Genomic DNA, 25,458 nt, shown 5'->3' on the forward strand with positions numbered 1-25,458 from the left:
AATGGAAGCGCTCTCACACCCTGCTGAAGCAACGGAGCTTCGATGAGTGCGACCTTTCGGAAGTCGAGCCGTCTGCTGCTCGTAATGGCGGCGGCCTGCCTGGCCCTGTCGTTGGCGGCAGCGCCCGCACAGGCCAGTTCCTGGGGATCACCGCAGAACGTCACCTCGTGGAACGTGATCAACGGGAGGTGGACGGCCAACAACGAGCTGGAGACGTACACGCCCAACAACGTCTGGTACGACGGCTCCACCCTGATGATCAAGACGTACAACGCCGGCGGCGGTGTGTACTACTCCGGCCGCGTGGAGTCGACCGCCCTCTACGGCTACGGGACCTACAGCTTCACCGCGAACATGCCCAACGGCCAAGGGCTTTTGCCTGCGGTGTGGGCGGCCTACCTGAACCCGTGGCTGCCCGAGATGGACGGCGCGGAGATCGTCGGGTCGAATCCCAACACCGTGTACCAGACCTTCCACGACGCCAACAACAACCAGACCCAGTTCTCGGCCGGCAACGGCGGCGGCTGGACCAACAGCTTCCACACGTACTCGTTCACCTGGTGGCCCGACCACATCGACTTCTGGGTGGACGGCAACTTCCAGGGCACCAAGTGGTACACGACCGCGGCCGGGGTCGGCATGCACTTCATCGTCGACACGGCCGTCGGCGGCGACTGGCCGGGGAATCCGGACGCCTCGACCTGGGCCACCGCCGACGGCGCTCGCTATCTCAAGGTCTCCTCGATCACCTACACGCCGTACTACCCGTGATTGCGGTGCAGGACTCCCGCAGCCGGTCGACCAGCTCGGCGAGCTCACCGGTGGTGGAAGCGCTTCCGTACAGGTAGAAGTCGGGACGGACGATCACGGCGAGGCGGCCCAGTTCCCGCATGAGCGGCGGGTAGCCCGCGTCGGCATCGGTGTGGCAGCCGGCGCGGGGCTCGGTCGCCAATGGCACGACGGCGGCGCCGATGCGGTCGAGGAAGTCCCGCTGAGCCGGGGTGAACACGTCCTCGGCCAGCACGCCGTCGGTGATGATCTGGAAGACGTTCCCGGTGAGGTCGTCGAGCGGCCGGGTCAGTCCGCCGCTGTCCACGCGGCACTGCGGCATGAGATGGCCAACGCCCGGTAGGGGAGTGCCGTCGGCGTCGCAGTGCAGCACGCCGGGCCCCAAGACCGGAGGCGGCATGTCGGGCAGCACCCGTGCCGGATCCGCGCCGCCCGCGACCATCCGCTCGTCGCGCTGCCGGGCCTGCTCCGGGTCCAGCACGCAGATGATCCGCCCGAGCTCGATGGACATGCCGATGGCGTGACGCACGTGCGCGGCCCGTTCGCTGGTGTAGGTGTCGAGCAGGGCCGGGTCGGCGACGCCACGCAGCACCAGATCCAGCTTCCAGGACAGGTTCATCGCGTCCCGTAGGCCGGAGCACATGCCCTGGCCGGCGAACGGCGGCATCTGGTGCGCCGCGTCGCCGGCCAGCAGCAGCCGTCCCTGACGCCAGTTGTCGGCCCAGCGGGCCTGGAAGGTGTAGACCGTGTGCCGCTCGATGGTGGTGTTCGCGGCATGCCGTCCCCAGGGTTCGAGCAGCCGCCAGGCGGTCTCCGCCGTGTTGAGGTCATTGACGGTTTCACCGGGCAGGCGCATGAACTCCCAGCGCCGCCGGCCCGGGCCGGCGGAGACGATGGTCGTGGGCCGGGCGGGGTCGCACAGCTGCCAGTTCATCGGCCGCCACTCGCGCTCCTCCTGCGGGACGGTGTCGATGATCAGCCAGTCGAAGAAGAACCCGAGATCGGACATCTCCGTGGCCAGGTGCTCGCGCACGAAGCTGTTCGCGCCGTCGGCCCCGATCACCCACCGCGCTTGGTATTCGTGGTCCCGCATCGTGGGGCCTGCGGCCACCAGTCGCACGTGCTCACCCTCGTCGACCAGCTCGACGAGCTCGTGGCCGCGCCGGACGTCCACTGTCGGCTGCGCTTCGACGGCCTCGGCAAGCACCCGTTCGAGTTCGGGCTGGGAGAAGAAGTTGGCGGTCGGCCAGCCGCTGGGGCCGTCGCCGCTCCAGTCGATGCGGACCAGCGGCTCGCCGGCGGCGTTGCGCCACTCGTAGAAGTCCGGCACCGGGTCGGTGATGGCGGCGATCTGCTCGGCGACGCCGGCAGCCTGGAAGATCCGGCCGATCTCGTGGTCGAAGTGCACCGCGCGGGGACGGTCGTAGGGCTGCGGCCAGCGGTCCAGGACGAGCACGTCGTGCCCGCGCCGGCCGAGCAGCAGCGACAGCACCTGCCCCACCGGGCCGAATCCGACGATGGCGACGTCATAGGTCTTGCTCGGCATCGAACACTCCCCGGCGGTCACTCGGTCCGGCCGGTTCCTGTCTACGCCGCCATATTCGATCTGTCAACGAACTTTCGAATCAAGCCGACTTGCTCGTAACATGCGGATCGGGTGGCATCACCCGATGCCACCCGATCCGTGTCGACTACGGGGTCAGGAGTTCCAAACCTGGAGCTCCGACAGCTGGCCGGCGGGCCAGCCGGTGTTGGCCGTGATGTTCGCCCGGACGTACCGCGCGGAGGCGGCCGGGAAGGTGATGGTCACCGTGTTGTTGGAAGCGGGATCGAAGGTGTAGCTCGCCGAGCTCAGAAGAGTGGTGAAGTTGCTGCCGTCGGTGCTGCCCTGAAGGGACAGCGTCTGGCTGCGGGAGCCCCACGACGCCGGCAGTTGCAGGACGACACGGCCGACGCTGTTGGCGGAACCGAGATCGACCTGAACCCATTGCGGCAGCGCGTTGTTGGCGCTCTCCCAGTACGTGCTCTGGTCGCCGTCGGTCACGTTGGCGGACGCGTAGTTCTGGGTGTGGCTGGACTCGCTGGTCGGCTTGCCCGAGGCCAGGTTCGTGTTGCCACCACCAGCGCCGGTGCCGGTGAGCGCCACGGTCGTAGGAGTGTTGCTGGAGATGGTGAGGGTGCCGGCGCGGGTGCCCGACGCGGTCGGGGTGAAGGTGACGCTGACCGTGCACGAGCCGCCGGCCGCGACCGAGCTCCCGCACGTGTTGGACTGCGCGAAGTCCCCGGACGTGGTGATCCCGGAGATGGCCGCCGCGGCGGAACCGGTGTTCGAGACCGTAACGCTCTGAGCGTTACTGGTGGTGTTGACCGCCTGGCTGGCGAAAGTCAGCGACGCGGGCGCGACCGACAACGTGGTCCCGGTGTTGCCGCTGCCGCTGGGGAAGACCTCGAAGTCCGACAGCTGCCCAGCCGGCCAGCCGGTGTTGGCGGTGATGTTCACCCGCACGTACCGCGCGGTGGCGGCCGGGAAGGTGATGGTCGCCGTGTTGTTGTTAGCGGTCGGGTCGAAGGTGTAGCCGGCCGAGCCGACGATCGTGGTGAAGTTCGAGCCGTCGGTCGAGCCCTGTACGGACAGCGTCTGCGTGCGGGCGCCCCATGCCGTCGAGGGCGGCAGCTTGAGGACCACCTTGCCGACGCCGTAGTTCTGGCCGAGGTCCACCTGGGCCCACTGCGGGAACGAGCCGTTCGCGCTCTCCCAGTACGTCGACGCGTCCGCGTCGGTCAGGTTGGCCGGCACGAACGAGCCGTTGCTCGAACTCGCCGACGCCGGCCGGCCGGCGGCGATGTTCGTGCTGCTGTCGATACCGGAGCCGGACAACCCGACACTGGTGGGACTGTTGTTGGCGTTGCTGGTGATCGTGACCGCGCCGGTGCGTGCGCCGCCAGTGGTCGGCTTGAACGACACCGTCACGGCACAGGTCCCGTTGACCGCGATCGTGCCGCAGTTGTTGGTCTGGCTGAAGTCTCCGGTCACCGAGACCCCGGAGACGGTCGCCGCCGTGGTGCCGGTGTTGGTCACCGTCACGGTTTGCGAGGGGGCCGTGGATCCGACGACCGTGCCGGCGAACGAAAGGTTTGCGGGGCTTGCGCTCAGCACCGGTCCGGGCGCGGTGCCCGTGCCCGACAGACCGACGGTGTTGGTGACGCCGCCGGCATTGACGGTCAAGGTCCCGGCCCGGCTGCCGGTCGCCGTCGGTTTGAAGGTCACGCTGACCGTGCACGACCCGTTTGCCGGGATCGACGAGCCACAGGTGTTGGTCTGCGCGAAATCACCGTTGATGGAGATGGACGAGACCGAGGCAGCGGCATTGGTCGGGTTGGCGACCATCACCGTCTGCGCGGCACTGGTCGCGCCGGTCGCCACCGCCCCGAAGTTCAGCGCGCTCGGCGCGGTCGTGACGCCCGTGGGCGGGTACGGCGGGTAGACCGGGGTCGGGTTGTCGCCGGCGCACTGCGTCGGGGTGAAGCCGGAGTTGCCGCCGTTGTCGGTGATCGTGAAGTTGCCGCCCTCGCAGCTGTAGCTCGGCGGGTTCTGCGCGATGCCGGTGGCCACCACGTTGGTCGCCGACATGGAGCCGCCGGTCTGCTCCTGGAAGGCGAAGGTGCCGGCGCCGGCGATGGTCACGTTGTTGAGGTTGACGCCGCTGACCGTGCCCTCGACCCACTGGATCGCCTCGTACGGGCTCTGCTCGATCAGCGCGTTGGTCACGTTGATCGGGCCGGTGATCGCGCCCTGGCTGCCGTCGAACCACAGCGAGCCCACCCCGAACTGCCAGTTCGGGTCCAGGCTGCCGTTGCGGATCAGGGTGTTGTTGGAGATCGTCGTCGTGCCGACCGGCGTCGAGGTGAAGCGCTGGCCGACGTGGATGCCGCCGCCCTGGGTGATGCCGCTGTCCTGCACCAGGTTGCCGCTCACCGTGTTGTCGTGGCCGCCGTAGATCGCGATGCCGTTGGCCAGGATCTGCAACTGCACGGTGTTGTTGGAGATCGTGTCGTTGGCGTCCGCACCGATGCTGGAGTCGGCCCAGGTGGCGATGCCGTCGTCGCCGGTGTTGCGCAGATCGCTGTTGGTCACCGTGGAGTTGGTGACGCCGCCGTGGAAGTTGATGCCGTCGGCCGTGGTGTCGCGGATGCGCATGCCGGTGAACGTCAGGCCGGTCATCGGACCGTCCATCCACGCGCCGACCTTCATGTGGTCGATCCACAGGTTGCTGACGCCTGAGTTGCTCATCGCGCCGCCGATGCCGTTGACCTGGCAGCTGTCGCAGCGCTCCTGGACGTTGCCGAAGATCGCGAAGTCCCGCAGGTGCACGCCGGTGCTCGGGGACGGCGCGGAGTTGCCGTAGAAGCCCGGCGCGGTGCCGGTGACCGTCGAGTACCACATGCCCGCGCCCGCCACGGTGACGTTGTTGACCGCGATGTGGCCCGGGACGTTGTAGGTGCCCGGCGGGATCCACACCGTGCCGCCGGAGCCCGCGGCGCTGATCGCCGCGTTGAACGCCGCGGTGGCGTCCGTGCCGCCGGTCGGGTCGGCGCCCTGGCTGGTCACCGACACGGAGCCGGCCGGCTGCGGCAGCGCCGCCCCGACCTGCTCGAAGTCGGCGAAGTCGATCGTGTAGGACGACGCCGTGTCCCCGCTGTCCACCTGGAGCGTGAAGGTGGTGCCGGCCGGGTAGGTCGTGGTGAACAGCCGATGGGCCTCGTCGTAGAAGTGGTGCGGGTTGCTGCCCGGCGTGTTGGTGAACGGGTAGCTGCCGTAGAACCAGCTGTAGGCGTTGGTGAGCGTGAAGTCGCTCTGCTTGGCGCCGTTGACGTACAGCGACAGCGGCGCGGTGTAGACCGAGCCACTGCCGGTGTCCGGGATGCTGTAGCGGAAGTCGATGGAGTTGGTGGCCACCGGCGTGGTGAAGGTGACGTACTTGCCGGTGCCCTGGAGCGTCACCGCCTTGCGGAAGGACGCCTCGTCGGCCAGTTGGCCCTGGGTGTAGCTGGGGCCGATCACGGTGCCGTTGGTGGCGGAGTTCTCCGCCTGCACCTCGACGTAGGGCAGGGTGGCGCCGCTGCCGCCGGTGGCGGTCGCGGCGGCTGCGGACGGTGCGGTCACCGCGACGGCGCCGGCGGCGACCAGGGCCGCGCCCGTCGCCAGAACCATTGTGCGTCGCAGATCTCCGATGAGTCTGACCATGGTGCGCTCACTCTCGGCAGGGATGGCTGGACAACGACGTCGACAGCTCGACCTGAGCGGCTGGTGCGGCGGAGCAGAAGCAGGGGCAGGTGTCCAGGACCGTAATCCCGTCGACATGATCGCGCAATATCTCGATCATTCACACGTAAATACTTACATGTGAATGCAAGAACCGGCCTGGACCTGCGGACGGCGGGGTGGCTGCGGCTCAACGAGTGAACTGCCGCGAGCGGCCGCCGGCAGCGACGTCCGCCGCCTTACCATGCAGCCGCCGCGCTGCGATCGACGCTGGTGAGGGGAACGGAGGCGGCGGTGACCCAACGTGCGCCGAGAAGCTTCCTGGTGCTGCTGGCCGTGGGTCTCGTGGTGTCCTTCTCCCTCGGCATGTACCTGGAGGGGTGGCAGCTGCGCTGGCTGCAGGACCACCCGATCAGCGTGAACCTGATCTCCGGCGTGATCGCGTTCTGCAGCGGCTTCCTGACCCTGGCCATCGGCTACAACTGGCTGGTGGACGCGGACTGGATCAAGAGGCGCGCCCGCCAGACGATGGCGCAGTGGCATCCGCTGGCGCAGGACGTGGCCAGTGCCTATGCCGCGTACGCGAACCACTCCTCGGCCATCACGCTGGCCAACGTGAACTGGGCGCCGATCGATCCCGGGCACGACGCCGTCAGCTTCGCCGGGCAGCGGCAAGCGGCCGAGCGGTTCAGGAACGCCGGCTTGGCGGCCAAGGACCCTGTGCTCCGGTTCATCGAAGTCCACGCGGAATCAGGAAGTCGGGCAACGGCGGTAGCGGCGCAGTTCTTCGACGCGTTGGAACGGGATGAGGACACGGAGTCGGCGCACCGCGCGTGGGACCGGTTGGTGACGGCCGTCGAGGCAGATGTGCGACGTCGACACCGTCGCGAGCGGGCGAGCGACCCCGACCGGTGAACGCCGGTATCAGGGGTGCACGGCGCTGACCTGCGGTGATGGATCTTGGGGTGCTCGCGCAGGGGGTCGATTTGGAAGCGTGTTGGATCGGCTGCTAATGTTCTCCACGTACCGCAGGGCAGGACGGAAACGGACGCCAGCGGGTCACCGACAAAGCCACTGAGAAAGTCTGGTAGAGTCAGTGACGCCCGGGACGAACCCCAGGAAATCGGCGAGAACAAGCCGATTTGACAGGGAGAATCCGGACCGGATAAGCTTCAAACACAAGCGAGAGAAACACCAAAGCCCCCGAACGCGGCTTGAATGAGCCTAGTGACGGTGTGCGTGTGTTCTTTGAGAACTCAACAGCGTACTGTAATAGCCAGTAACAATGAATAACCCCTTAGTGGGTTCCTTTGAGATGGTTACTGAACTGGATGCAGAGTTGAATCTCTGTGGCCAAGTTTGTACTAGTCTCGATCAACACAATCCTTATTGGAGAGTTTGATCCTGGCTCAGGACGAACGCTGGCGGCGTGCTTAACACATGCAAGTCGAGCGGTAAGGCCCTTCGGGGTACACGAGCGGCGAACGGGTGAGTAACACGTGGGCAACCTGCCCTGCACTCTGGGATAAGCCCGGGAAACTGGGTCTAATACCGGATATGACCTCTGATCGCATGATCGGTGGTGGAAAGTTCCGGCGGTGCAGGATGGGCCCGCGGCCTATCAGCTTGTTGGTGGGGTAGTGGCCTACCAAGGCGACGACGGGTAGCCGGCCTGAGAGGGCGACCGGCCACACTGGGACTGAGACACGGCCCAGACTCCTACGGGAGGCAGCAGTGGGGAATATTGCGCAATGGGCGAAAGCCTGACGCAGCGACGCCGCGTGAGGGATGACGGCCTTCGGGTTGTAAACCTCTTTCAGCAGGGACGAAGCGCGAGTGACGGTACCTGCAGAAGAAGCACCGGCTAACTACGTGCCAGCAGCCGCGGTAATACGTAGGGTGCGAGCGTTGTCCGGAATTATTGGGCGTAAAGAGCTCGTAGGCGGTTTGTCGCGTCGACTGTGAAAACCTACAGCTTAACTGTGGGCTTGCAGTCGATACGGGCAGACTTGAGTTCGGTAGGGGAGACTGGAATTCCTGGTGTAGCGGTGAAATGCGCAGATATCAGGAGGAACACCGGTGGCGAAGGCGGGTCTCTGGGCCGATACTGACGCTGAGGAGCGAAAGCGTGGGGAGCGAACAGGATTAGATACCCTGGTAGTCCACGCCGTAAACGGTGGGAACTAGGTGTGGGGGGCTTCCACGTCCTCCGTGCCGTAGCTAACGCATTAAGTTCCCCGCCTGGGGAGTACGGCCGCAAGGCTAAAACTCAAAGGAATTGACGGGGGCCCGCACAAGCGGCGGAGCATGTGGATTAATTCGATGCAACGCGAAGAACCTTACCTGGGCTTGACATGCACTGGAAACCAGTAGAGATATTGGCCCCCTTGTGGCCGGTGTACAGGTGGTGCATGGCTGTCGTCAGCTCGTGTCGTGAGATGTTGGGTTAAGTCCCGCAACGAGCGCAACCCTCGTTCCATGTTGCCAGCGCGTAATGGCGGGGACTCATGGGAGACTGCCGGGGTCAACTCGGAGGAAGGTGGGGATGACGTCAAGTCATCATGCCCCTTATGTCCAGGGCTTCACACATGCTACAATGGCCGGTACAAAGGGCTGCTAAGCCGTGAGGTGGAGCGAATCCCATAAAGCCGGTCTCAGTTCGGATCGGGGTCTGCAACTCGACCCCGTGAAGTCGGAGTCGCTAGTAATCGCAGATCAGCAACGCTGCGGTGAATACGTTCCCGGGCCTTGTACACACCGCCCGTCACGTCACGAAAGTCGGTAACACCCGAAGCCCGTGGCCCAACCCGTGAGGGAGGGAGCGGTCGAAGGTGGGACTGGCGATTGGGACGAAGTCGTAACAAGGTAGCCGTACCGGAAGGTGCGGCTGGATCACCTCCTTTCTAAGGAGCACCCAACGCTTGGTTCGTCTCGGACCTTGCGGAGGACCACCAACCAGAGCGAACGTCTTTGGGGTGGTTGCTCATAGATGTGGATGCTGGCTAGACGCAGGGTGCTGGGATTGTCCCGCACTGCTAGTACTGCCCCTCGGGGCGTGGAACGTGGTCGCGGTGAGGGTTCTGGTCCTGTCAGTACGCTGTTGGGTCCTGAGGGAACACGCGTTTGTGGTGTTGCTTCAAACCACAGGGTTCGACCTGAGTGCAAACCGGCCACCAGCATGGTGGAGCAAGGTGCCTCGCGAATAGGTTGGGCTTCCTGGTTGTTCTTTGAGAACTACACAGTGGATGCGAGCATCTTTGTGGTCAAGTTGTGAAGAGCACACGGTGGATGTCTTGGCACCAGGAGCCGATGAAGGACGTAGGAGGCTGCGAAAAGCCTCGGGGAGCTGCCAACCGAGCTGTGATCCGAGGGTGTCCGAATGGGGAAACCCGGCCTCAGTCATGTGGGGTCACCCGCGCCTGAATATATAGGGCGTGTGGAGGGAACGTGGGGAAGTGAAACATCTCAGTACCCACAGGAAGAGAAAACAACCGTGATTCCGTGAGTAGTGGCGAGCGAAAGCGGATGAGGCTAAACCATGGACGTGTGATACCTGGCAGGGGTTGCGTTTGTGGGGTCGTGGGACGTTGCTTGCTTATGCTGCCATGTAAGCGCAGAGTCAGAAAACAGTGTGTTAGTGGAATGGGTTTGGGAAACCCAACCGTAGAGGGTGATAGTCCCGTACGCGAAAACATGCTGTCTCTGTTGTGATGTTCCCAAGTAGCAGCGAGCTCGTGGAATTTGCTGTGAATCTGGCGGGACCACCCGCTAAGCCTAAATACTCCCTGGTGACCGATAGCGGACTAGTACCGTGAGGGAAAGATGAAAAGTACCCCGGGAGGGGAGTGAAAGAGTACCTGAAACCGTGTGCTTACAATCCGTCAGAGCCTCCTTTGCAGGGGTGATGGCGTGCCTTTTGAAGAATGAGCCTGCGAGTTAGTGGTACGTGGCGAGGTTAACCTGTGTGGGGTAGCCGTAGCGAAAGCGAGTCCGAATAGGGCGTTTTAGTCGCGTGCTCTAGACCCGAAGCGGGGTGATCTAGCCATGGCCAGGGTGAAGCGCGGGTAAGACCGTGTGGAGGCCCGAACCCACCAGGGTTGAAAACCTGGGGGATGAGCTGTGGTTAGGGGTGAAAGGCCAATCAAACTCCGTGATAGCTGGTTCTCCCCGAAATGCATTTAGGTGCAGCGTCGTGTGTTTCGTGGTGGGGGTAGAGCACTGGATGGTCTAGGGGGCCTACAAGCTTACCGAAATCAACCAAACTCCGAATACCATTACGTGAGAGCGCGGCAGTGAGACTGCGGGCGATAAGGTTCGTAGTCGAGAGGGAAACAGCCCAGAACACCAGCTAAGGCCCCAAAGTGTGTGCTAAGTGGGAAAGGATGTGGGGTCGCCCAGACAACCAGGAGGTTGGCTTAGAAGCAGCCACCCTTTAAAGAGTGCGTAATAGCTCACTGGTCAAGTGGTCCTGCGCCGACAATGTAGCGGGGCTTAAGCACACCGCCGAAGCTGTGTCATTCGCACATGTGACCGGCTCCAGTTTGCTGGAGTCCAGTTGTGTGGATGGGTAGGGGAGCGTCGTGTGGGGGATGAAGCGGCAGGGGAACCTAGCCGTGGACACTACACGAGTGAGAATGCAGGCATGAGTAGCGAATGACGAGTGAGAAACTCGTCCGCCGGATGACCAAGGGTTCCTGGGCCAGGCTAATCCGCCCAGGGTAAGTCGGGACCTAAGGCGAGGCCGACAGGCGTAGTCGATGGACAACGGGTTGATATTCCCGTACCCGTGTAAACGCGTCCATGGTGAGGCTAGTGATGCTAACCGCCCGCGAAAGATGGAGCCTTCGGGCGAAGTCTGGAGTGCGCGGGATCCGATCTAGTAGTAGTCAAGCGATGGGGTGACGCAGGAAGGTAGCTCCGCCAGTCAGTGGTAATACTGGTGTAAGCGTGTAGGCTGTCAGGGTAGGCAAATCCGTCCTGACGTGTAGGCTGAGACGTGATGCGTAGCCGATTGAGGCGAAGTAGAGTGATCCTATGCTGTCGAGAAAAGCCTCTAGCGAGTGTTTATGCGGCCCGTACCCCAAACCGACACAGGTGGTCAGGTAGAGAATACCGAGGCGTTCGGGTGAACTGTGGTTAAGGAACTCGGCAAAATGCCCCCGTAACTTCGGGAGAAGGGGGGCCGAGGGACTTGAAGCCCCTTGCGGGCTAGGGTTTTTCGGCCGCAGAGAGCAGCGAGAAGCGACTGTTTACTAAAAACACAGGTCCATGCGAAGTCGTAAGACGATGTATATGGACTGACGCCTGCCCGGTGCTGGAACGTTAAGGGGACCGGTTAGTCCTTTGGGGCGAAGCTGAGAACTTAAGCGCCAGTAAACGGCGGTGGTAACTATAACCATCCTAAGGTAGCGAAATTCCTTGTCGGGTAAGTTCCGACCTGCACGAATGGCGTAACGACTTCTCGACTGTCTCAACCACAGGCCCGGTGAAATTGCATTACGAGTAAAGATGCTCGTTTCGCGCGGCAGGACGGAAAGACCCCGGGACCTTTACTATAGCTTGGTATTGGTGCTCGGTTCGGCTTGTGTAGGATAGGTGGGAGACTGTGAAGCTGGCACGCCAGTGCTGGTGGAGTCGTCGTTGAAATACCACTCTGGTCGTTCTGGGTGTCTAACCTCGGACCGTGATCCGGTTCAGGGACAGTGCCTGGTGGGTAGTTTAACTGGGGCGGTTGCCTCCCAAAGGGTAACGGAGGCGCTCAAAGGTTCCCTCAGCCTGGTTGGCAATCAGGTGTTGAGTGCAAGTGCACAAGGGGGCTTGACTGTGAGACTGACGGGTCGAGCAGGGACGAAAGTCGGAACTAGTGATCCGGCCATGGCTTGTGGAAGCGTGGTCGCTCAACGGATAAAAGGTACCCCGGGGATAACAGGCTGATCTTGCCCAAGAGTCCATATCGACGGCATGGTTTGGCACCTCGATGTCGGCTCGTCGCATCCTGGGGCTGGAGTAGGTCCCAAGGGTTGGGCTGTTCGCCCATTAAAGCGGTACGCGAGCTGGGTTTAGAACGTCGTGAGACAGTTCGGTCCCTATCCGCCGTGCGCGTTGGAGATTTGAGGAAGGCTGTCCCTAGTACGAGAGGACCGGGATGGACGGACCTCTGGTGTGCCAGTTGTCCCGCCAGGGGCATGGCTGGTTGGCTACGTTCGGAAAAGATAACCGCTGAAAGCATCTAAGCGGGAAGCTTGTTCCAAGATGAGATCTCCTGCCTCCTTTGAGAGGGTAAGGCCTCCTATAGACGATGGGGTTGATAGGCCAGAGATGGAAGCCCTGTAAGGGGTGGAGTTGACTGGTACTAATAGGCCGAGGGCTTGTCTACAAAGACGCTTCGCATCCACTGTGTGGTTCTGAAGGAACCGACCGGCATGACCGGGAGACCCGTAGGGGTTTCTGGGTTGTGTGTGGTGGTTTTCTTCATAGTGTTTCGGTGGTGTTAGCGGAGGGGAAACGCCCGGTCCCATTCCGAACCCGGAAGCTAAGCCCTCCAGCGCCGATGGTACTGCACTCGTGAGGGTGTGGGAGAGTAGGACGCCGCCGAAATTTACTTGGGCGTCCCCTGTTCGCGGAAAACGCGAACAGGGGACGTCATTTCGTGTTTGTATGTGGGGGGCGACCCCCACACCCCCGACCTGGGGGCTTCGCCCCCAGACCCCCAACATGGGTTGGGGGATTTTTTGCGTTCAAGGGGAAATTGGGCCAAGTCGCCAGGCAGACCGTGAGCTGGTGCCGCACGAGCCTGTCGGCTCTCGGCCACCTTCCGGGCGTGCTGTTCGGGGGATCGGCGACTCTGATGTCGGAGGATCTGCACAAGTGGCCTCCTCGATGGCGTGATCTCTGCTCGCAGGGCCGCGAAATGCGGTGTTTCGGCGGTTGGCCCGTAGAACTGGCGGGGCGGAGAGCGTCGAGTCGAAGTGGGAGAAGACGATGGCTGATCACGGTGCCGACCTGCTGATCCGGGCCGCGGCGGTGCACACGCTGGTGCCGGGCCAGGCCCCGCAGCGGGCGGTGGCGGTGCGGGGTGACCGCATCGTGGCGGTGTCGACGGATCCGAAGGGCCTGGACGAGTTGGTGTCCAAGCGGACCGAGATCGTGGACGAGCCCGAGGCCACGGTGCTGCCGTCGTTCGACGACACCCACACTCACCTGATCTTCGCCGGTCTGAGCGCGCACGACGTCCCGGTGCACGAGGCCACGACGATTCCCGAGTTCCTGGAGCTGATCCGACAGCGGGCGGCCATGACGCCCGAGGGCGAGTGGATTCGCACGACCACCAACTGGCAGGAGTTCAACCTGGCGGAGCGGCGCATGCCGACCGCCGCCGAGCTGGACCGGGCCACCGACCGCCACCCGGTGCTGGTCAAGCGCGGCGGCCACAACGATGTCGTCAACAACTACGCGCTGCGGCTGGCGGGCGTCACCGAGGACACGCCGATTCCGGCCGGCGGCGTGATCGGCCGTGACGAGCGGGGGCGGCTCAACGGCCGCCTGATCGACAGCGCCATGGGTCTGGTGGAGCGGCTGGTGCCCAGGGCGGACCAGGGGCAGCGGGTGGACGGCTTGCGCCTGGCCAGCAGCCAGTACGCCGCAACGGGAATCGGCATGGTTCGCGACTGCGCCGTCTCCCTCGACGACTACGCCGTGCTGAGCGCCGCGCGCGAGAACAATGCGCTCAGCACCCGGGTTCGAGCGCTGATCGGTGCGTTTGGCTTGCACGGCAAGGAGTTGACGGACCTGCTCGACGCCATGGAGGACTTCCGCTACCGCTCCGATCCGTGGTTGCAGGTCTGGGGCGTGAAGTTCGGCCTCGACGGCGGCCTGGAGGCCGGTGCCACCGAGGAGCCGTACGCCTGCGACCACGCCTTCTCCGGCACGCTGATCTGGGAGCCCGAGGCGCTGGTGGAGGCCGTGACGGCGGTGGTCCGCCGCGGCTGGCGGGTCGGCACGCACGCCTACGGCGACCGGGCCGTCCGCGTTCTACTGGACGTGTACGAGCAGGTCCTGGCCGACAACCTGGGGCTGCCGGCGAACAGCCTCGTCATGGAACACGGCGGCCTGGCCAGCCCCAAGCAGCAGACGCGGGCGGTCGCGCTGGGCATCCCGGTCACCATCCAGCAGCCGCTGCTACACGACACCGCTGAGGTGGAGCGGGAGTACTGGGGTCCGGAGCGGGTCGCCGCCCTGTTCCCGGCCCGCGGCTGGATTGACCACGGTGCAATGGTTTCCGCTGGTTCCGACTTTCCGGTGGGGCAGTTCGGCGCCATGCGGTCGGTGTGGGGCATGACGACCCGGCAGACCGTCATCGGCGTGCAGGGGCCTGAGCACGCCATCACGTTCGACGAGGCCGTCGCCCTGCACACCACGCAGGCGGCCCGGCTGGTCGGCGAGGAGCACCTGCGCGGCACGCTCACGCCGGGCCGCCTCGCCGATCTCACCGTCTGGGACCAGGATCCCGCCAAGTGTCCGGGCGATGTCCTGCGCGACCTGAATCCGGTGCGCACCATCGTGGGCGGCCGGCTCGTGCGGTAGACCGGTGCGCGGTCATGCCCGGCCGGCGAAGAGCTGCCCGGGCGTGCGGCGACGCCATTCCCGTGGTGACACGCCGTTGCCGCGCCGGAACACCCGCGCGAAGTAGCCCGGGTCGGGCATGCCGACGCGGCGGGCGATCTCACTGACCGGCAGGTCCGTGTCGGTCAACAGGCGGCGGGCCTGGACCATGCGTTGCTCGGTGATCCAGTCCACCACGGTGCGTCCGGTGCGCTGCCGCACCAGCGTGGTCAGATACCCCGGCGTCACGCCGACACTCCTGGCCACGTCGCGCAGCGACAACGGCTCGGCCAACCGCTGCTGGATGACGTCGAACACCTCGGCCAGCAGTGTCTGGTTGCTACGACGCAGGTCGCCCACGACATCGGTGGCCAGCCGCGCGACGTCGACCAGCAGCAGCGTCAGGTGGGCGAGCACGGCCTGCCGGTGGCCCTCGGCGCGGGCGGCCAGCTCGGTCTCGATCGCGGCGATCGTCGCCGACCACATCGGCCGCCGCTCCGGTGGCACGCGCAGCCGCAGCAGGCCGTCGGGAATTCCGTGCAGGAACGGGAAAAGCAGCGGATGAGAAGACCACGGCGTGTCGTCGCCGCCCAGCGCGGCCGGATCGAAGTACACGCCCCGCCCGACGGTGATCGGATCCGCGATGGTCGGGTCGATCGCCGCGCCCGCGGCCAGCACGTACACATCGCCGTCCTTGACCAGCTGCGGCGGGTCACCGGCCTGTTCGACGTAGACCAGCACCGGGAAGTCGTGGATGTGGCGCCGTCCGTGGGCGGGCTGCTCGACGTCCGCGTCGAACCGCATCACCGAGACCGACGGCGTGTCCGGGGCGTTCCGGTAGCGGTAGACCGGCACGCCGGCGCGGTAGCGGACCGGTCCCGTCACCTCCATCATGACCCGAAGATAGTCCTACTTTCGCCAAGTATCGACCACATGTCGGACCATGCCTGGGCTGCACCATGGAGCCCGTGACGAAAAATCATCCCAACACCGAGCCGGACTACCTGCCGGCGGCCGGGCGGGACGCGTTCCTGCCGTTCTACGACCTGTTCACCGGGCTGCTCGGCGCGGCGGCCGTGCACCGAACCCTGATCAGCCAGGCTGCCCTGGCCGACGGGCAACGCGTGCTGGAGATCGGCTGCGGCACCGGGAACCTGTCCGTGCGGCTCAAGCGCGCCAACCCCGCCGTGGAGGTGGTCGGCTCCGACCCGGATCCGCGGGCGCTCGCCATCGCGCAGCGCAAGGCCCGCAACCTCGACGGCATCCGGTTCGAGCGCGGGTACTCGCAGAAGTTGCCCTACGCCGACGGCAGTTTTGACCGAGTGCTGTCCGCGCTGATGCTGCACCACCTGGACCAGGACACCAAAATAGCCACCGCCGGGGAGGTGGCGCGGGTGCTGCGTCCCGGCGGCCGCCTGCACCTGGTCGACTTCACCGGCGAAGCGCATGGGGCACATGGGTTCTTGAGCCGGAACATGATGAAGTCGGGGCACCTGGGCGACAACGCCGGCGATGCCGTCCCCAAGTTGTTCGGCGCGGCCGGCCTCGACTGCGAGAGGGTGGCCACGCGCCGCCATCCCGTCCTGGGCGCGGTCGGCTACTACCGGGCCGTGCGTCCGGTGTGACTACCGCTTGGCCATAACGGTCTGCGCGCTTGGGACGTCAGCGGCGTTGCGGCGATTGAGCACAGCGCCGATGACCGCGAGCACCAGGCCGATCACGCCGAAGGCGACGCCGGCCGCCGCCGGGGCGCGGTAGCCCAGGCCCGCGCCGATCACCACGCTGCCCACGGCTGCACCGAGGCTGTTGGCGATGTTCGTAGCCGACTGGTTCAGCGCCGCGCCCATCAGCTGCGCGCCCGGGGCAACCGCGATCAGCCGCGCCTGCAGGGCGGGGGCCAGGAACAGAGTGGTCGCGCCGACCAGGAAAGCGCCGGTGAACAAGCCGACGGGCCAGGCGGCGGTCAGCCAGACGAACGCGGTCGCGAGGATCATGCCGGTGAAGCCGAGCAGCATGGCGCGCTGCGGGTGGCGGTCGGCGTACCAGCCGCCGAGCACGTTGCCCGCGGTCATGCCCAGGCCGACGGCGACCAGCACCCACGCGACCGCGGTGGCCGGCAGGCCGGTGACCGACGTGGTCATCGGCGCGATGTAGCTGGTCGCGGCGAAGAACCCGGAGAATCCGAGCGCGCCGGTCACGGCTACCAACCACACCTGCGGCCGACGTAGCGCGCGCAACTCGGCGGCCGGCGACCCGCCCGCGGCCGGCGTCTTCGGCGCCGTAGCGGCCACCGCGGCCAGCGCCAGCACGAAAACCGCGGCGATCACCAGATAGGCGACGCGCCAGCCGGCGGTCTGCCCGAGCAAGGTGATCAGCGGCACGCCGGCGACGTTGGCCACGGTGAGTCCACTGAGGACGATGGCGAATCCGCGGCCCTCGGTGCCCGGGCCCATCATTGAGGCGGCCAACAGCCCAGCCGCGCCGAAGTACGCGCCGTGTGGCAGACCGGCGACGAACCTGGCCACCAGCACCAGTTCGAACGTCGGCGCCAGCGCCGAGGCGATGGTGCCGAGCACGAACAGCACCAGCAGACCGATGACCAGGTGGTTGCGCCGCATCCGAGCGGTGACCACGGCGATCAGTGGCGCGCCCACCACGACACCCAGCGCGTAGGCCGTGATCATCCAGCCGGCCCGGGCCACCGCCTGAGACGGCGCGTGGACGTACTCGTCTCCGAGCACGTCCTGCGCGATCTGGGGCAGCAGGCCGGCCGGCACGAATTCAGTCAGACCGATCGCGACCGCGCCGAGCGCCAGCGCGAGCAGGGCCGGCCAGCGGCGCTGGGGCAGGGGTGCGTCCACTCCGGCAACTCTAGCAAGGCGGTTGCGCTGGTCGGCGGTTTAGCGGAGAGTTCTCCGATAATGCGAGCGGTGTCACGTTCCGGTTGGGCGTGCTGTCGATTGACTAAGCGGAGAGCTCTCCGTTAACGTCGTCGGCGAGCACAGCGCGTCTCCTGTGGACACCGAACGGAGTGAACGATCATGGCTGAAGTCCTGGTGACCGGCGGGTCCGGCTATATCGGCAGCTGGTGCGTGCTCGACCTGCTGGCCGCCGGCCACTCGGTGCGCACCACCGTCCGCGACCTCGCGAAGGAGCCCGGGCTGCGCGCGATGCTGGCGCGGGGCGGGGCCGATGGTGAACTTCGAGTGCTGGCGGCCGATCTGCAACACGACGAGGGATGGCGCGAAGCGGTGGACGGGTGCGACTTCGTGCTGCACGTGGCGTCGCCCACGCTCACGAGCGTGCCGCGCAACGATGACGAGATGGTGGTGCCGGCCCGTGACGGTGTGCTGCGCGTGCTGCGGGCCGCGCGCGACACGGGAGTTCGGCGGGTGGTGCTGACCTCGGCGATCGGCGCCGTCGCCTACGGCCACCCTGATCGCTCGACGCCGTTCACGGAGGAGGACTGGACCAACGTGGACGGCGGGATCCCGCCGTACCAGAAGTCCAAGACCCTGGCCGAACGCGCCGCGTGGAACTTCATCGCCACCGAGGGCAACGGGCTGGAGCTGGCCGCGGTCAACCCGGTCGGCGTGCTTGGCCCGGTGCTGGGCGCCGACTACTCGCCGTCGCTCGGGCTGATCAAGCGCATGCTGGACGGCGAAGTGCCGGCCAGCATGAAGTTCGCCTCCGGCTATGTCGACGTGCGCGACGTGGCCGATCTGCACCTGCGCGCCATGACCGACCCGGCCGCGGTGGGGGAGCGGTTCATCGCCCAGTCCGGGCCCAGCCTGTGGATGCGGGACATCGCGAAGGTCCTTCGTGACCGCCTCGGCGAGCGGGCGAGCAAGGTGCCGACGCGCGAGCTGCCGATCTGGGTCGCCCGCACCGTGGGCAAGGTCAATCCCCAGTTGCGGCTCATCCTTCCGCAGCTGGGCAAGAACTTCGACGCCACCTCCGAGAAGGCCCGGCGGGTCCTGGGCTGGCGGCCGCGCCCGATCGAGCAGACCATCGTCGAGACCGCGGAGAGCCTGCTCGCGCTGGGCGCGGCGGCCTGAGCTCGGGTCGTACCATGGTGGGTGTCGCTCCGGACGGCGATGTCGGCTTTCACGGAAGGGGCGCACCCAGATGTCTCAGCGCAGCGACGCGCAGGCCAACCGGGCCCGGATCCTGGAGGTCGCGCGCGATCTGCTGGCCGAGGACGGCGACGCCTCGCTGAACTCGATCGCCAAGGCGGCCGGTGTCGGTCCGGGCACGCTCTACCGGCATTTCCCCAATCGCGAGGCGCTGGTGCTCGCGGTCTACCGGGCCGAGGTGCAACGGCTGGTGGACGCGGCGCCGGAATTGCTGGACAAGGAGCCGCCGCTGGTGGCGCTGCGGCGGTGGTTCGAACGCCTCGCCGCGCAGATCAGGATCAAGCACGGCCTCGGCGACGCGCTCAGCGCCGCCGCGCAGGACGCCGTCACCAACGAGACCTACGGCCCGGTCATCGGGGCGATCGAGCTGATCCTGCGGGCCGGGGAGAAGGACGGCACCATCCGCCCGGACCTCGACCCCGACGACGTGCTGATGATGATGAGCTGCGTGTGGCGGACCCCGCCCGGCCGGGCCGGCCAGAAGCAGGCCAACCGGCTGCTCGATCTCGTCCTGGACAGCGTGCGGGCCTGAGTCACCCCTAGCGGTTGGCGCGGGGGAGGACCAAGGTGAACGTGGCCCCGCGGCCGGGTTCGCTGTCCGCTTCGAGGCGTCCGCCGTACCGGTCGGCGATGTCGTTGACCAGGGCCAGGCCGAGGCCGTAGCGCCGGCGGCCGGAGCGTTGGCCGCCGGAATGGAAGCGGGTGGTCAGCTCGGCGGCCTGGCCGGGGGAGAAACCGGTGCCGGTGTCGCGGACGGCGAGCCGCGCGTGGTGGCCGGCAGCGCGGACGGTGATGGTGACCGTGCCGCCGGGCGGGGTGTGCTCGATGGCGTTGTCCACCAGGGCGGTCAGCGCTCGGTGCAGGGCGGCCGCCGAGGCCTGGGCGATGGCCGGCGTGAGGTCGTGGTCGATGGTGATGCCGTGTTCCTCGGCGTACGAGCGCGAAGCGCCGATGACGTCGGCGACCAGTGGCTCCAGGTCGACTTCGGTTGCCGTGCCGTCACCGTCGGCGGCCAGGAGGAGATCTTCGACGAGTTCGGTGAGGCGGCTGCTGTCCCGCACCACCCCGGCGGCTTCGTCGCGCAGACGTTCGGGTGCGTCGCGCAGGTCGCGGTGGAGGAGTTGGACCCTGGTGTGCAACAAGGTCAGCGGGGTGCGCAGCTCGTGGGAGGCGTCGGCGACGAATTGTCGTTGCAGCCGAAGGGTTCGCTGCAACGGGGTGAGGGCGCGGCGGGCGAGCAGGACGCCGGCGACGGCGGCGAAGGCCAGGCCGATGATCGCGGCGGCGAGCAGGCCGACCAGCAGGCTGTTGCGCTGCGCCTCCCACGGCCGGAGGGCGAGCACCGCCTGGACGGTCTTGCCGTCCGGCGGTTTCGCGGTGTGCACGAGGAAGTGGCCGGCGGCCAGCTCGACGGTGCTGTCCGCGGGCGGGGTCGGACTGTCCAATGCGGACAGATCGGGCAGTCCGGCCGGCATTCCCTTGGTGGCGTGGAGGACACCGTCGGCATCGCGCATGGCCAGCCACATGCCGGCCGGCGGATCGATCACGTCGTCGGCGTTGCTGGCCGCGGCGACCACGAGCATCTGGGCGTTGGCGGACTCCTGCCGCACGGTGATCCACGCCCCGAAGCCGGCCACCGCCAACACGACCACCGCGACCATGCCCGCCGCCTGGAGGCCGAGCCGGCGGGCGGCGCGGCGAACGACGGCTTCGCCGGTCGAGGGCGTCATACCGTGCCCAGCCGGTAGCCCACGCCACGGACCGTGCTGATCGCTTTCCGCCCCAGCTTGCGACGCAGGTAGTACACGTAGGTGTCCACAGTGGTGTCGGTGATCGCGTCGGCGAAGACCAGCTCCAGCAGCTGCGTGCGCGTGAACACGACACCGGGCCGCGAGGCCAGCAGCGTCAGCAGGTCGCATTCCCGCTCGGACAACACCTCCAGTGGCCGGTCACCGCGGAACACCGTGCGCGAGGCGATGTCCAGAGTGGTGTCCGGGCCGATCGGCAGCGCCTCGGCGTGGTGGAGGTGCCGGCGCAGCAACGCCCGCAGCCGGGCCAGCAGCTCGTCGATGTCGAACGGCTTGGGCAGATAGTCCTCTGCGCCGGCGTCCAGGCCGTGCACCCGGTCCCGGGCGGTGCCCAGCGCGGACAGCACCAGAATCGGTGTCGTCACGCCGCGACGGCGCAGCCGCCCGATCAGGTCCAGCCCGTCCACGCCGGGCAGGCCCCGGTCGATGACCATGGCCTGGTAGCGGTTGGTGAGCGCGAGGTGCAGGCCGGTGTGGCCGTTGAGGGCCACGTCCACCTGGTAGCCCTCGGAGACCAGGAGGCGGTCCAGCATCGCCGCCAGCTCGCCGTCGTCCTCGACGAGCAGCACCCGGTTGCCTTCCTCGCTCACGGGGTGATTGTCGCCGCTGGCGGCGGTTCGTGCCGGTGCGGGTGCAGGTCGGCGGTGAGCCATGGCGTGCTGACCGTGAGGATCACCATCGCCGCCACCGCCGCGACGAGCGCCGTCAGCGTGAGCACGACACCCCGGGGCGTGCTGCCCGGCACGGTCGTTCGGCGCAGGATGTGGACCGCCGGCACGAGTCGTCCGAGCACGTGCAGGCCGGTGGCGATCGCCCAGACGATGAACGTGCCCTGGTGCAGGGTGAGCGCGTCGACCCGGTACCCGACGATGGTCAGCAGCGTGGCCCGCGTCGCGTCCGGGCCGATGGCGATCAGCGCCAGTCCGGTGCCCAACACGGCCAGCGTCGACAGCACGACCAGCGGTCCGAGCACCCGCAGCGCCATCGGCGGCGGCCCGGCCTCCCGGTATGCCCCGTGTCCCGTGTAGTAGCGGACGATGCGCCAGCCGGTGCTGGCGGTTTTCGCCAACGCGGGCGGCACCAGCAGCACGCCGATCACGATGTGCCAGCTCAACAGGCCGGTGACGTCGAGCAGGGTGGCCAGTTCGGCCAGGAACAGCGCCAGCAGCAGCGCGCCCAGCCAGGCGGTGAGCCGCGCGTTGCCGGCGGGGCCGCCGCCGACCGCGTCGACCGGGTCGTGGCGGCGGTGGCGGCCCGTCGCTTCCGCGAGCGTCTCGGTGGCCCAGCCCGGCAGGGGCGTCGGCGCGGGTCGGTGGTGTGGCGGCACTCCTGAAGTTTCACGCCCGGATCTTTGTGAATTCTTGGTCCCAGCTGTCGGCGTCGACAGACATGACCTGGTCGGACCCGCTGAACGCGGCGGCCGCTCCGAGAATCCTCCAAGATCGCCTTCTTACCTTCCGTGGGCACGCCGCCGCGCTCCGTGGCCGAGTTCTGGAGGAAATCGATGGGTCCGACAACCATCAACGACTTGCCCGCGCACGTGTTGCTGGTGCACATCGTGGTCGTGTTCGTGCCGCTGGCCGCGATCCTGCTCGTGTGCAGCGCGGTGTGGCCGGCCGCCCGGCGTCGGCTGGGGATCATCACACCGCTGATCGGCCTGGTGGCGCTGGTTTCCGTGCCGCTGACCACCAGTGCCGGGGAGTGGCTGATCCGGCGGGTGCAGCCGGATCCGTTGGTCAGGGCCCATGCCCATCTCGGCGATGGGATGCTGCCGTGGGCCGGCGGGCTATTCCTGGCCACGCTGGTGGTCTGGCTGCTGCACCGGTACCGGGTCCGGCACTCGGAGGCCGAGGCGAGGGCGCGGTGGCTGCCGGTGGCGTCGGTGGTGGTCGCCGTCCTCGCGGTCGTGGTGTCGGTCGGCTCGGTGGTCGAGGTCTACCGGATCGGCGACTCCGGCGCGCAGGCGGCCTGGCACGACAACTTCTCGGCGAACCCGGTGTCCGGCAAGAAGAACTGACCGGCTCAGCCGGCGAAGCGGAGGGTGATCGCCAGTCCGATCAGCGCGACCACCCCGGCCGCCAGCATCGCCGTCCTGGGGTTGCCGAAGTTGAGCGTCCAGCCCAGACCGAAGCGGCGCGGCACCACCAGGGCGCTGTCCTCCCGGTTGACGTAGAACAGGCCGCCCCGCCAGTGCTTGTCGTCGTCACGGTGGGTCAGGCCGGTGTCGCGCTCGCTCCCGTCCCGTTCGCGGTTGTTCCTGGCCAGCACCACGAGGGCCACCACGACGGCGGCCAGGATCGGGACGACGACCACCAGCCGCGCCCACCAGGTGACCGTTCCGGTCCACATCAGCACCGACGAGCCCAGCATGGCCAGGTCGATCATCGCGGCCAGCCCGAGCAGGGTCTTGGCTCCCAGCGCCAGGTACCGGCGGTGCCACCGGGCGGAGCCGACCGGGTGCGCCGGGTCGAGGTCGGGCCGGCTGCGGAAGGCGGCCACGGTGATGGCGGTGAGCAGCGCGGTCACACCGATCTGCACGAACACCAGCGCGAACGCGGCGCCGATCGACTTGGCGGCCAGCCGGTCGGGGCCGTTCGCGCCGTAGTGCACGGTCAGCGTCTCGGGCATCGACGGGTAGAGGATCACGCCGAGCACCGCCGTGGCCACCGTGATGGCCACCGCCGGCGTGAGCCAGAGCCAGGGGAACCGCGGCGGATCCGTGCGCAGGTCGGTGTCCACCGCGATGCCCTGGCGCAGGCCCTCGTACCAGCCGCCGGCGGCCTTGGCCGCCCGGATCTCGTGGTTGGCCAGGAAGAAGCAGCCGTACCAGGCGCCGAGCAGCACCAGCACCCACAACGGCAGCAGCACCGCTTCACCGGTCACGCCGTAGAGGACGGCCCCGACCGCGACGATGGCGACGCCGCTGACGACCACCCGCCAGCGGTAGACACGGGTCTGCCGGGCCACGACCGGGTCGGCGGCGTGCCGCGCCGGCACCCGGACCCCGAACGGCACGGTCGGGCTGGAGACCGCCGGCAGCACCAGGGCGAGCACGAGCACCAGTGCCGCGAACCCGGAACTCAGAGCGATGGCAACGGTCATGGCGTGTCCTCCGATCGCTTGGCACTGAAGGAATCCACCAGCGACCGACAGATCCCGAGGACCTCGTCGGCCGGCAGTCCCTTGGCGACGGCCTCGGCCAGCAGCGTCCGCGCCTTCGCGGTCCACTCCGTCCGGAACGGCTCCTCCGCGACCGTGGCGGTCACGATCGCGCCGGTGCCGCGGTTGAGCCGGATCAGGCCCTGCTGGCGCAGGAGGTCGTAGGCCTTGTTGACGGTGTGGAAGTTGATCCCGAAGTCGGCGGCGAGCGTCCTGGTCGCCGGCAACGGGCTGCCCTCGGCCAGCACGCCGTCCGCGATGGCCTCCACGATCTGGTCCCGGAGCTGCTGGTAGATCGGCACCTCGCTGGCCAGGTCGACGTTGAGGATCATGGCGTGCACCTCCTCCGTTGCTCTATAAGTTATAGAACAAGCCCAGGTGGGTGGCAAGCCGGAGTGTGGGGCTTGTGGTCGAGGTCCCGCTCCGGGACAGGAGATGATGGTCCCCGTGAATCAGGGTGCGCTGGCCCGTCGGCTCGGCACGGGCGACGCGGTGGTCATCGGCCTGGGCTCGATGATCGGGGCCGGGGTGTTCGCGGCGTTCGGCCCCGCCGCCCGGGCCGCCGGCTCCGGGCTGCTGATCGGCTTGGCCATAGCCGCGGTCATCGCCTACTGCAACGCCACTGCGTCGGCGCAGTTGGCGGCGGCCTATCCGACCTCGGGCGGCACGTACGTCTACGGCCGGGAGCGGCTGGGCGAGTGGTGGGGGTTCACCGCCGGCTGGGGATTCGTGGTCGGCAAGACCGCGTCGTGCGCGGCGATGGCACTGACCTTCGCCTCATACGCGGTACCTGGGCCTTGGTGGGCGCAGCGTGTCGTCGCCGTGGCGGCCGTGGTGGGTCTGGCTGCGCTGAACTACCGCGGCGTCACCAGGACCGCCCAGCTGACCCGGATCCTGGTCGCGTGCAGCCTGCTCGCCCTGGCCGTGGTCGTCGTCGGGATCGCTGTCGGCGGGCATGCCACTCCGGCCAACCTCACCGGTTGGGGCACCGGCGGTGTCTACGGCATCCTCCAGGCCGCCGGCCTGTTGTTCTTCGCCTTCGCCGGCTACGCCCGGATCGCCACGATGGGGGAGGAGGTCCGTGACCCCCGGCGCACGATTCCCCGCGCCATCCCGATCGCCCTGTTCGGGGCGGTCGCCGTCTACCTGGTGGTGGCCGTCGCCGCCCTGCTGGCCGCCGGCCCGGACCGGCTCGCCGCCGCGACCGCGCCGCTGACCATCGCCGTGCAGGCGGCGGGGGCCGGCGGGCTGGACCCGGTCGTGCGCATCGGCGCCGCCCTGGCCTCGCTCGGCGCGCTGCTGGCGCTGATCGCCGGCATCGGCCGCACCAGCCTGGCCATGGCCCGCCAACGGGACCTGCCCAGCTGGCTGGCCGCCGTCCACCCCCGCTTCCAGGTTCCGCACCACGCCGAGATCGCGCTGGCGGTTGTCGTCAGCGTCGTCGTGGCCACCGTCGACCTCCGTGGCGTGATCGGCTTCTCGTCCTTCGGGGTGCTGATCTACTACGCCATCGCCAACGCCTCGGCCTTCACCCAGCCGGCCGACCAGCGCCGCTGGCCCCGCTGGCTCAACGTGCTCGGCGGCGTCGGCTGCCTGGTCCTCGTGGCGACACTGCCCTGGCAGTCGGTGGTCGCCGGGGCAGCGATGTTCGCCGTCGGACTCGCGGGCCGGGCCGTCAGCCGCCCGGCTCCGGCGCCCTGAC

17 protein-coding genes and 3 rRNA genes are annotated in these 25,458 nt (G+C 67.4%); 11 read left to right on the forward strand and 9 right to left on the reverse strand.

All coding sequences use genetic code 11. The annotated features are described in order from the left end of the window. The first annotated feature begins 42 nt into the window (after positions 1–42). Positions 43–771: a glycoside hydrolase family 16 protein gene (locus JJ691_RS08475; RefSeq protein WP_211768228.1), complete on the forward strand. Its 729-nt coding sequence runs from the start codon at positions 43–45 to the stop codon at positions 769–771. Here the strand turns inward: JJ691_RS08475 and mhpA are convergent. Further along, positions 746–2,335: a bifunctional 3-(3-hydroxy-phenyl)propionate/3-hydroxycinnamic acid hydroxylase MhpA gene (gene mhpA / locus JJ691_RS08480; protein WP_211768229.1), complete on the reverse strand. Its 1,590-nt coding sequence runs from the start codon at positions 2,333–2,335 to the stop codon at positions 746–748. The two genes, JJ691_RS08475 and mhpA, sit on opposite strands and share 26 nt — an antisense overlap. A gap of 153 nt (positions 2,336–2,488) precedes the next feature. Next, complete coding sequence (locus JJ691_RS52120; RefSeq protein ID WP_249227779.1) at positions 2,489–6,001, reverse strand: discoidin domain-containing protein; 3,513 nt, start codon at positions 5,999–6,001, stop codon at positions 2,489–2,491. 345 nt (positions 6,002–6,346) lie between these two features. On the opposite strand from JJ691_RS52120, the gene JJ691_RS08505 reads away from it, so the two are divergent. The 5 genes from JJ691_RS08505 (at position 6,347) to JJ691_RS08525 (ending at position 14,635) form a co-directional block, all read left to right on the forward strand. After that, positions 6,347–6,967, forward strand: coding sequence for a hypothetical protein (locus JJ691_RS08505; RefSeq protein WP_211768230.1), 621 nt, complete (start codon positions 6,347–6,349; stop codon positions 6,965–6,967). A gap of 471 nt (positions 6,968–7,438) precedes the next feature. After that, a 16S ribosomal RNA gene (locus JJ691_RS08510) occupies positions 7,439–8,955 on the forward strand. 358 nt (positions 8,956–9,313) lie between these two features. Then, positions 9,314–12,428 (forward strand): 23S ribosomal RNA (locus JJ691_RS08515). Between the two features lie 104 nt (positions 12,429–12,532). Continuing rightward, positions 12,533–12,649, forward strand: a 5S ribosomal RNA gene (gene rrf / locus JJ691_RS08520). Together the 16S, 23S and 5S rRNA genes form the textbook arrangement of a ribosomal RNA operon. Before the next feature lie 384 nt (positions 12,650–13,033). After that, on the forward strand, positions 13,034–14,635 hold the full coding sequence (locus JJ691_RS08525; protein WP_211768231.1) for an amidohydrolase: 1,602 nt from the start codon (positions 13,034–13,036) through the stop codon (positions 14,633–14,635). Between the two features lie 12 nt (positions 14,636–14,647). On the opposite strand, the gene JJ691_RS52125 is transcribed toward JJ691_RS08525, so the two are convergent. Further along, positions 14,648–15,547: a helix-turn-helix transcriptional regulator gene (locus tag JJ691_RS52125; RefSeq protein ID WP_249227780.1), complete on the reverse strand. Its 900-nt coding sequence runs from the start codon at positions 15,545–15,547 to the stop codon at positions 14,648–14,650. A 74-nt stretch (positions 15,548–15,621) separates the two neighbouring features. On the opposite strand from JJ691_RS52125, the gene JJ691_RS08535 reads away from it, so the two are divergent. After that, on the forward strand, positions 15,622–16,278 hold the full coding sequence (locus JJ691_RS08535; RefSeq protein ID WP_211768232.1) for a class I SAM-dependent methyltransferase: 657 nt from the start codon (positions 15,622–15,624) through the stop codon (positions 16,276–16,278). Here the strand turns inward: JJ691_RS08535 and JJ691_RS08540 are convergent, their stop codons facing one another. Beyond that, positions 16,279–17,514 (reverse strand): MFS transporter, encoded by a 1,236-nt coding sequence (locus tag JJ691_RS08540; RefSeq protein ID WP_211768233.1) that lies wholly within the window; start codon positions 17,512–17,514, stop codon positions 16,279–16,281. A 180-nt stretch (positions 17,515–17,694) separates the two neighbouring features. On the opposite strand from JJ691_RS08540, the gene JJ691_RS08545 reads away from it, so the two are divergent. Further along, on the forward strand, positions 17,695–18,711 hold the full coding sequence (locus JJ691_RS08545) for an SDR family oxidoreductase (RefSeq protein WP_211768234.1): 1,017 nt from the start codon (positions 17,695–17,697) through the stop codon (positions 18,709–18,711). 70 nt (positions 18,712–18,781) lie between these two features. After that, positions 18,782–19,321 (forward strand): TetR/AcrR family transcriptional regulator, encoded by a 540-nt coding sequence (locus tag JJ691_RS08550; protein ID WP_211768235.1) that lies wholly within the window; start codon positions 18,782–18,784, stop codon positions 19,319–19,321. A 7-nt stretch (positions 19,322–19,328) separates the two neighbouring features. Here the strand turns inward: JJ691_RS08550 and JJ691_RS08555 are convergent, their stop codons facing one another. From JJ691_RS08555 to JJ691_RS08565, 3 genes are read right to left on the reverse strand one after another with little or no spacing between them, the layout of a single operon-like run. Then, entirely contained in the window at positions 19,329–20,519 is a 1,191-nt protein-coding gene (locus JJ691_RS08555) for a sensor histidine kinase (protein WP_211768236.1), read from the reverse strand. After that, entirely contained in the window at positions 20,516–21,187 is a 672-nt protein-coding gene (locus tag JJ691_RS08560; RefSeq protein WP_256449376.1) for a response regulator transcription factor, read from the reverse strand. The genes JJ691_RS08555 and JJ691_RS08560 overlap by 4 nt, the downstream gene beginning before the upstream one ends. Beyond that, a complete protein-coding gene (locus tag JJ691_RS08565; protein ID WP_211768237.1) occupies positions 21,184–21,924 on the reverse strand; it encodes a hypothetical protein in 741 nt (246 codons plus the stop codon). Before JJ691_RS08565 ends, JJ691_RS08560 begins: the two co-directional genes overlap by 4 nt. 177 nt (positions 21,925–22,101) lie before the next feature. Here JJ691_RS08565 and JJ691_RS08570 point away from each other — a divergent pair, with 177 nt between their 5' ends. After that, positions 22,102–22,614, forward strand: coding sequence for a DUF2231 domain-containing protein (locus JJ691_RS08570; protein ID WP_211768238.1), 513 nt, complete (start codon positions 22,102–22,104; stop codon positions 22,612–22,614). A 5-nt stretch (positions 22,615–22,619) separates the two neighbouring features. Here JJ691_RS08570 and JJ691_RS08575 read toward each other — a convergent pair whose 3' ends face one another. Both JJ691_RS08575 and JJ691_RS08580 read right to left on the reverse strand, forming a co-directional pair. Continuing rightward, entirely contained in the window at positions 22,620–23,699 is a 1,080-nt protein-coding gene (locus tag JJ691_RS08575; protein WP_211768239.1) for a DUF1648 domain-containing protein, read from the reverse strand. Then, complete coding sequence (locus JJ691_RS08580) at positions 23,696–24,088, reverse strand: GntR family transcriptional regulator (RefSeq protein WP_211768240.1); 393 nt, start codon at positions 24,086–24,088, stop codon at positions 23,696–23,698. Before JJ691_RS08580 ends, JJ691_RS08575 begins: the two co-directional genes overlap by 4 nt. A gap of 115 nt (positions 24,089–24,203) precedes the next feature. Between JJ691_RS08580 and JJ691_RS08585 the strand changes: the two genes are divergently transcribed. After that, a complete protein-coding gene (locus JJ691_RS08585; protein ID WP_442912718.1) occupies positions 24,204–25,457 on the forward strand; it encodes an APC family permease in 1,254 nt (417 codons plus the stop codon). Position 25,458 lies beyond the last annotated feature (1 nt).

The organism is Kutzneria sp. CA-103260, from assembly GCF_018263855.1.
GTDB lineage: Bacteria > Actinomycetota > Actinomycetes > Mycobacteriales > Pseudonocardiaceae > Kutzneria.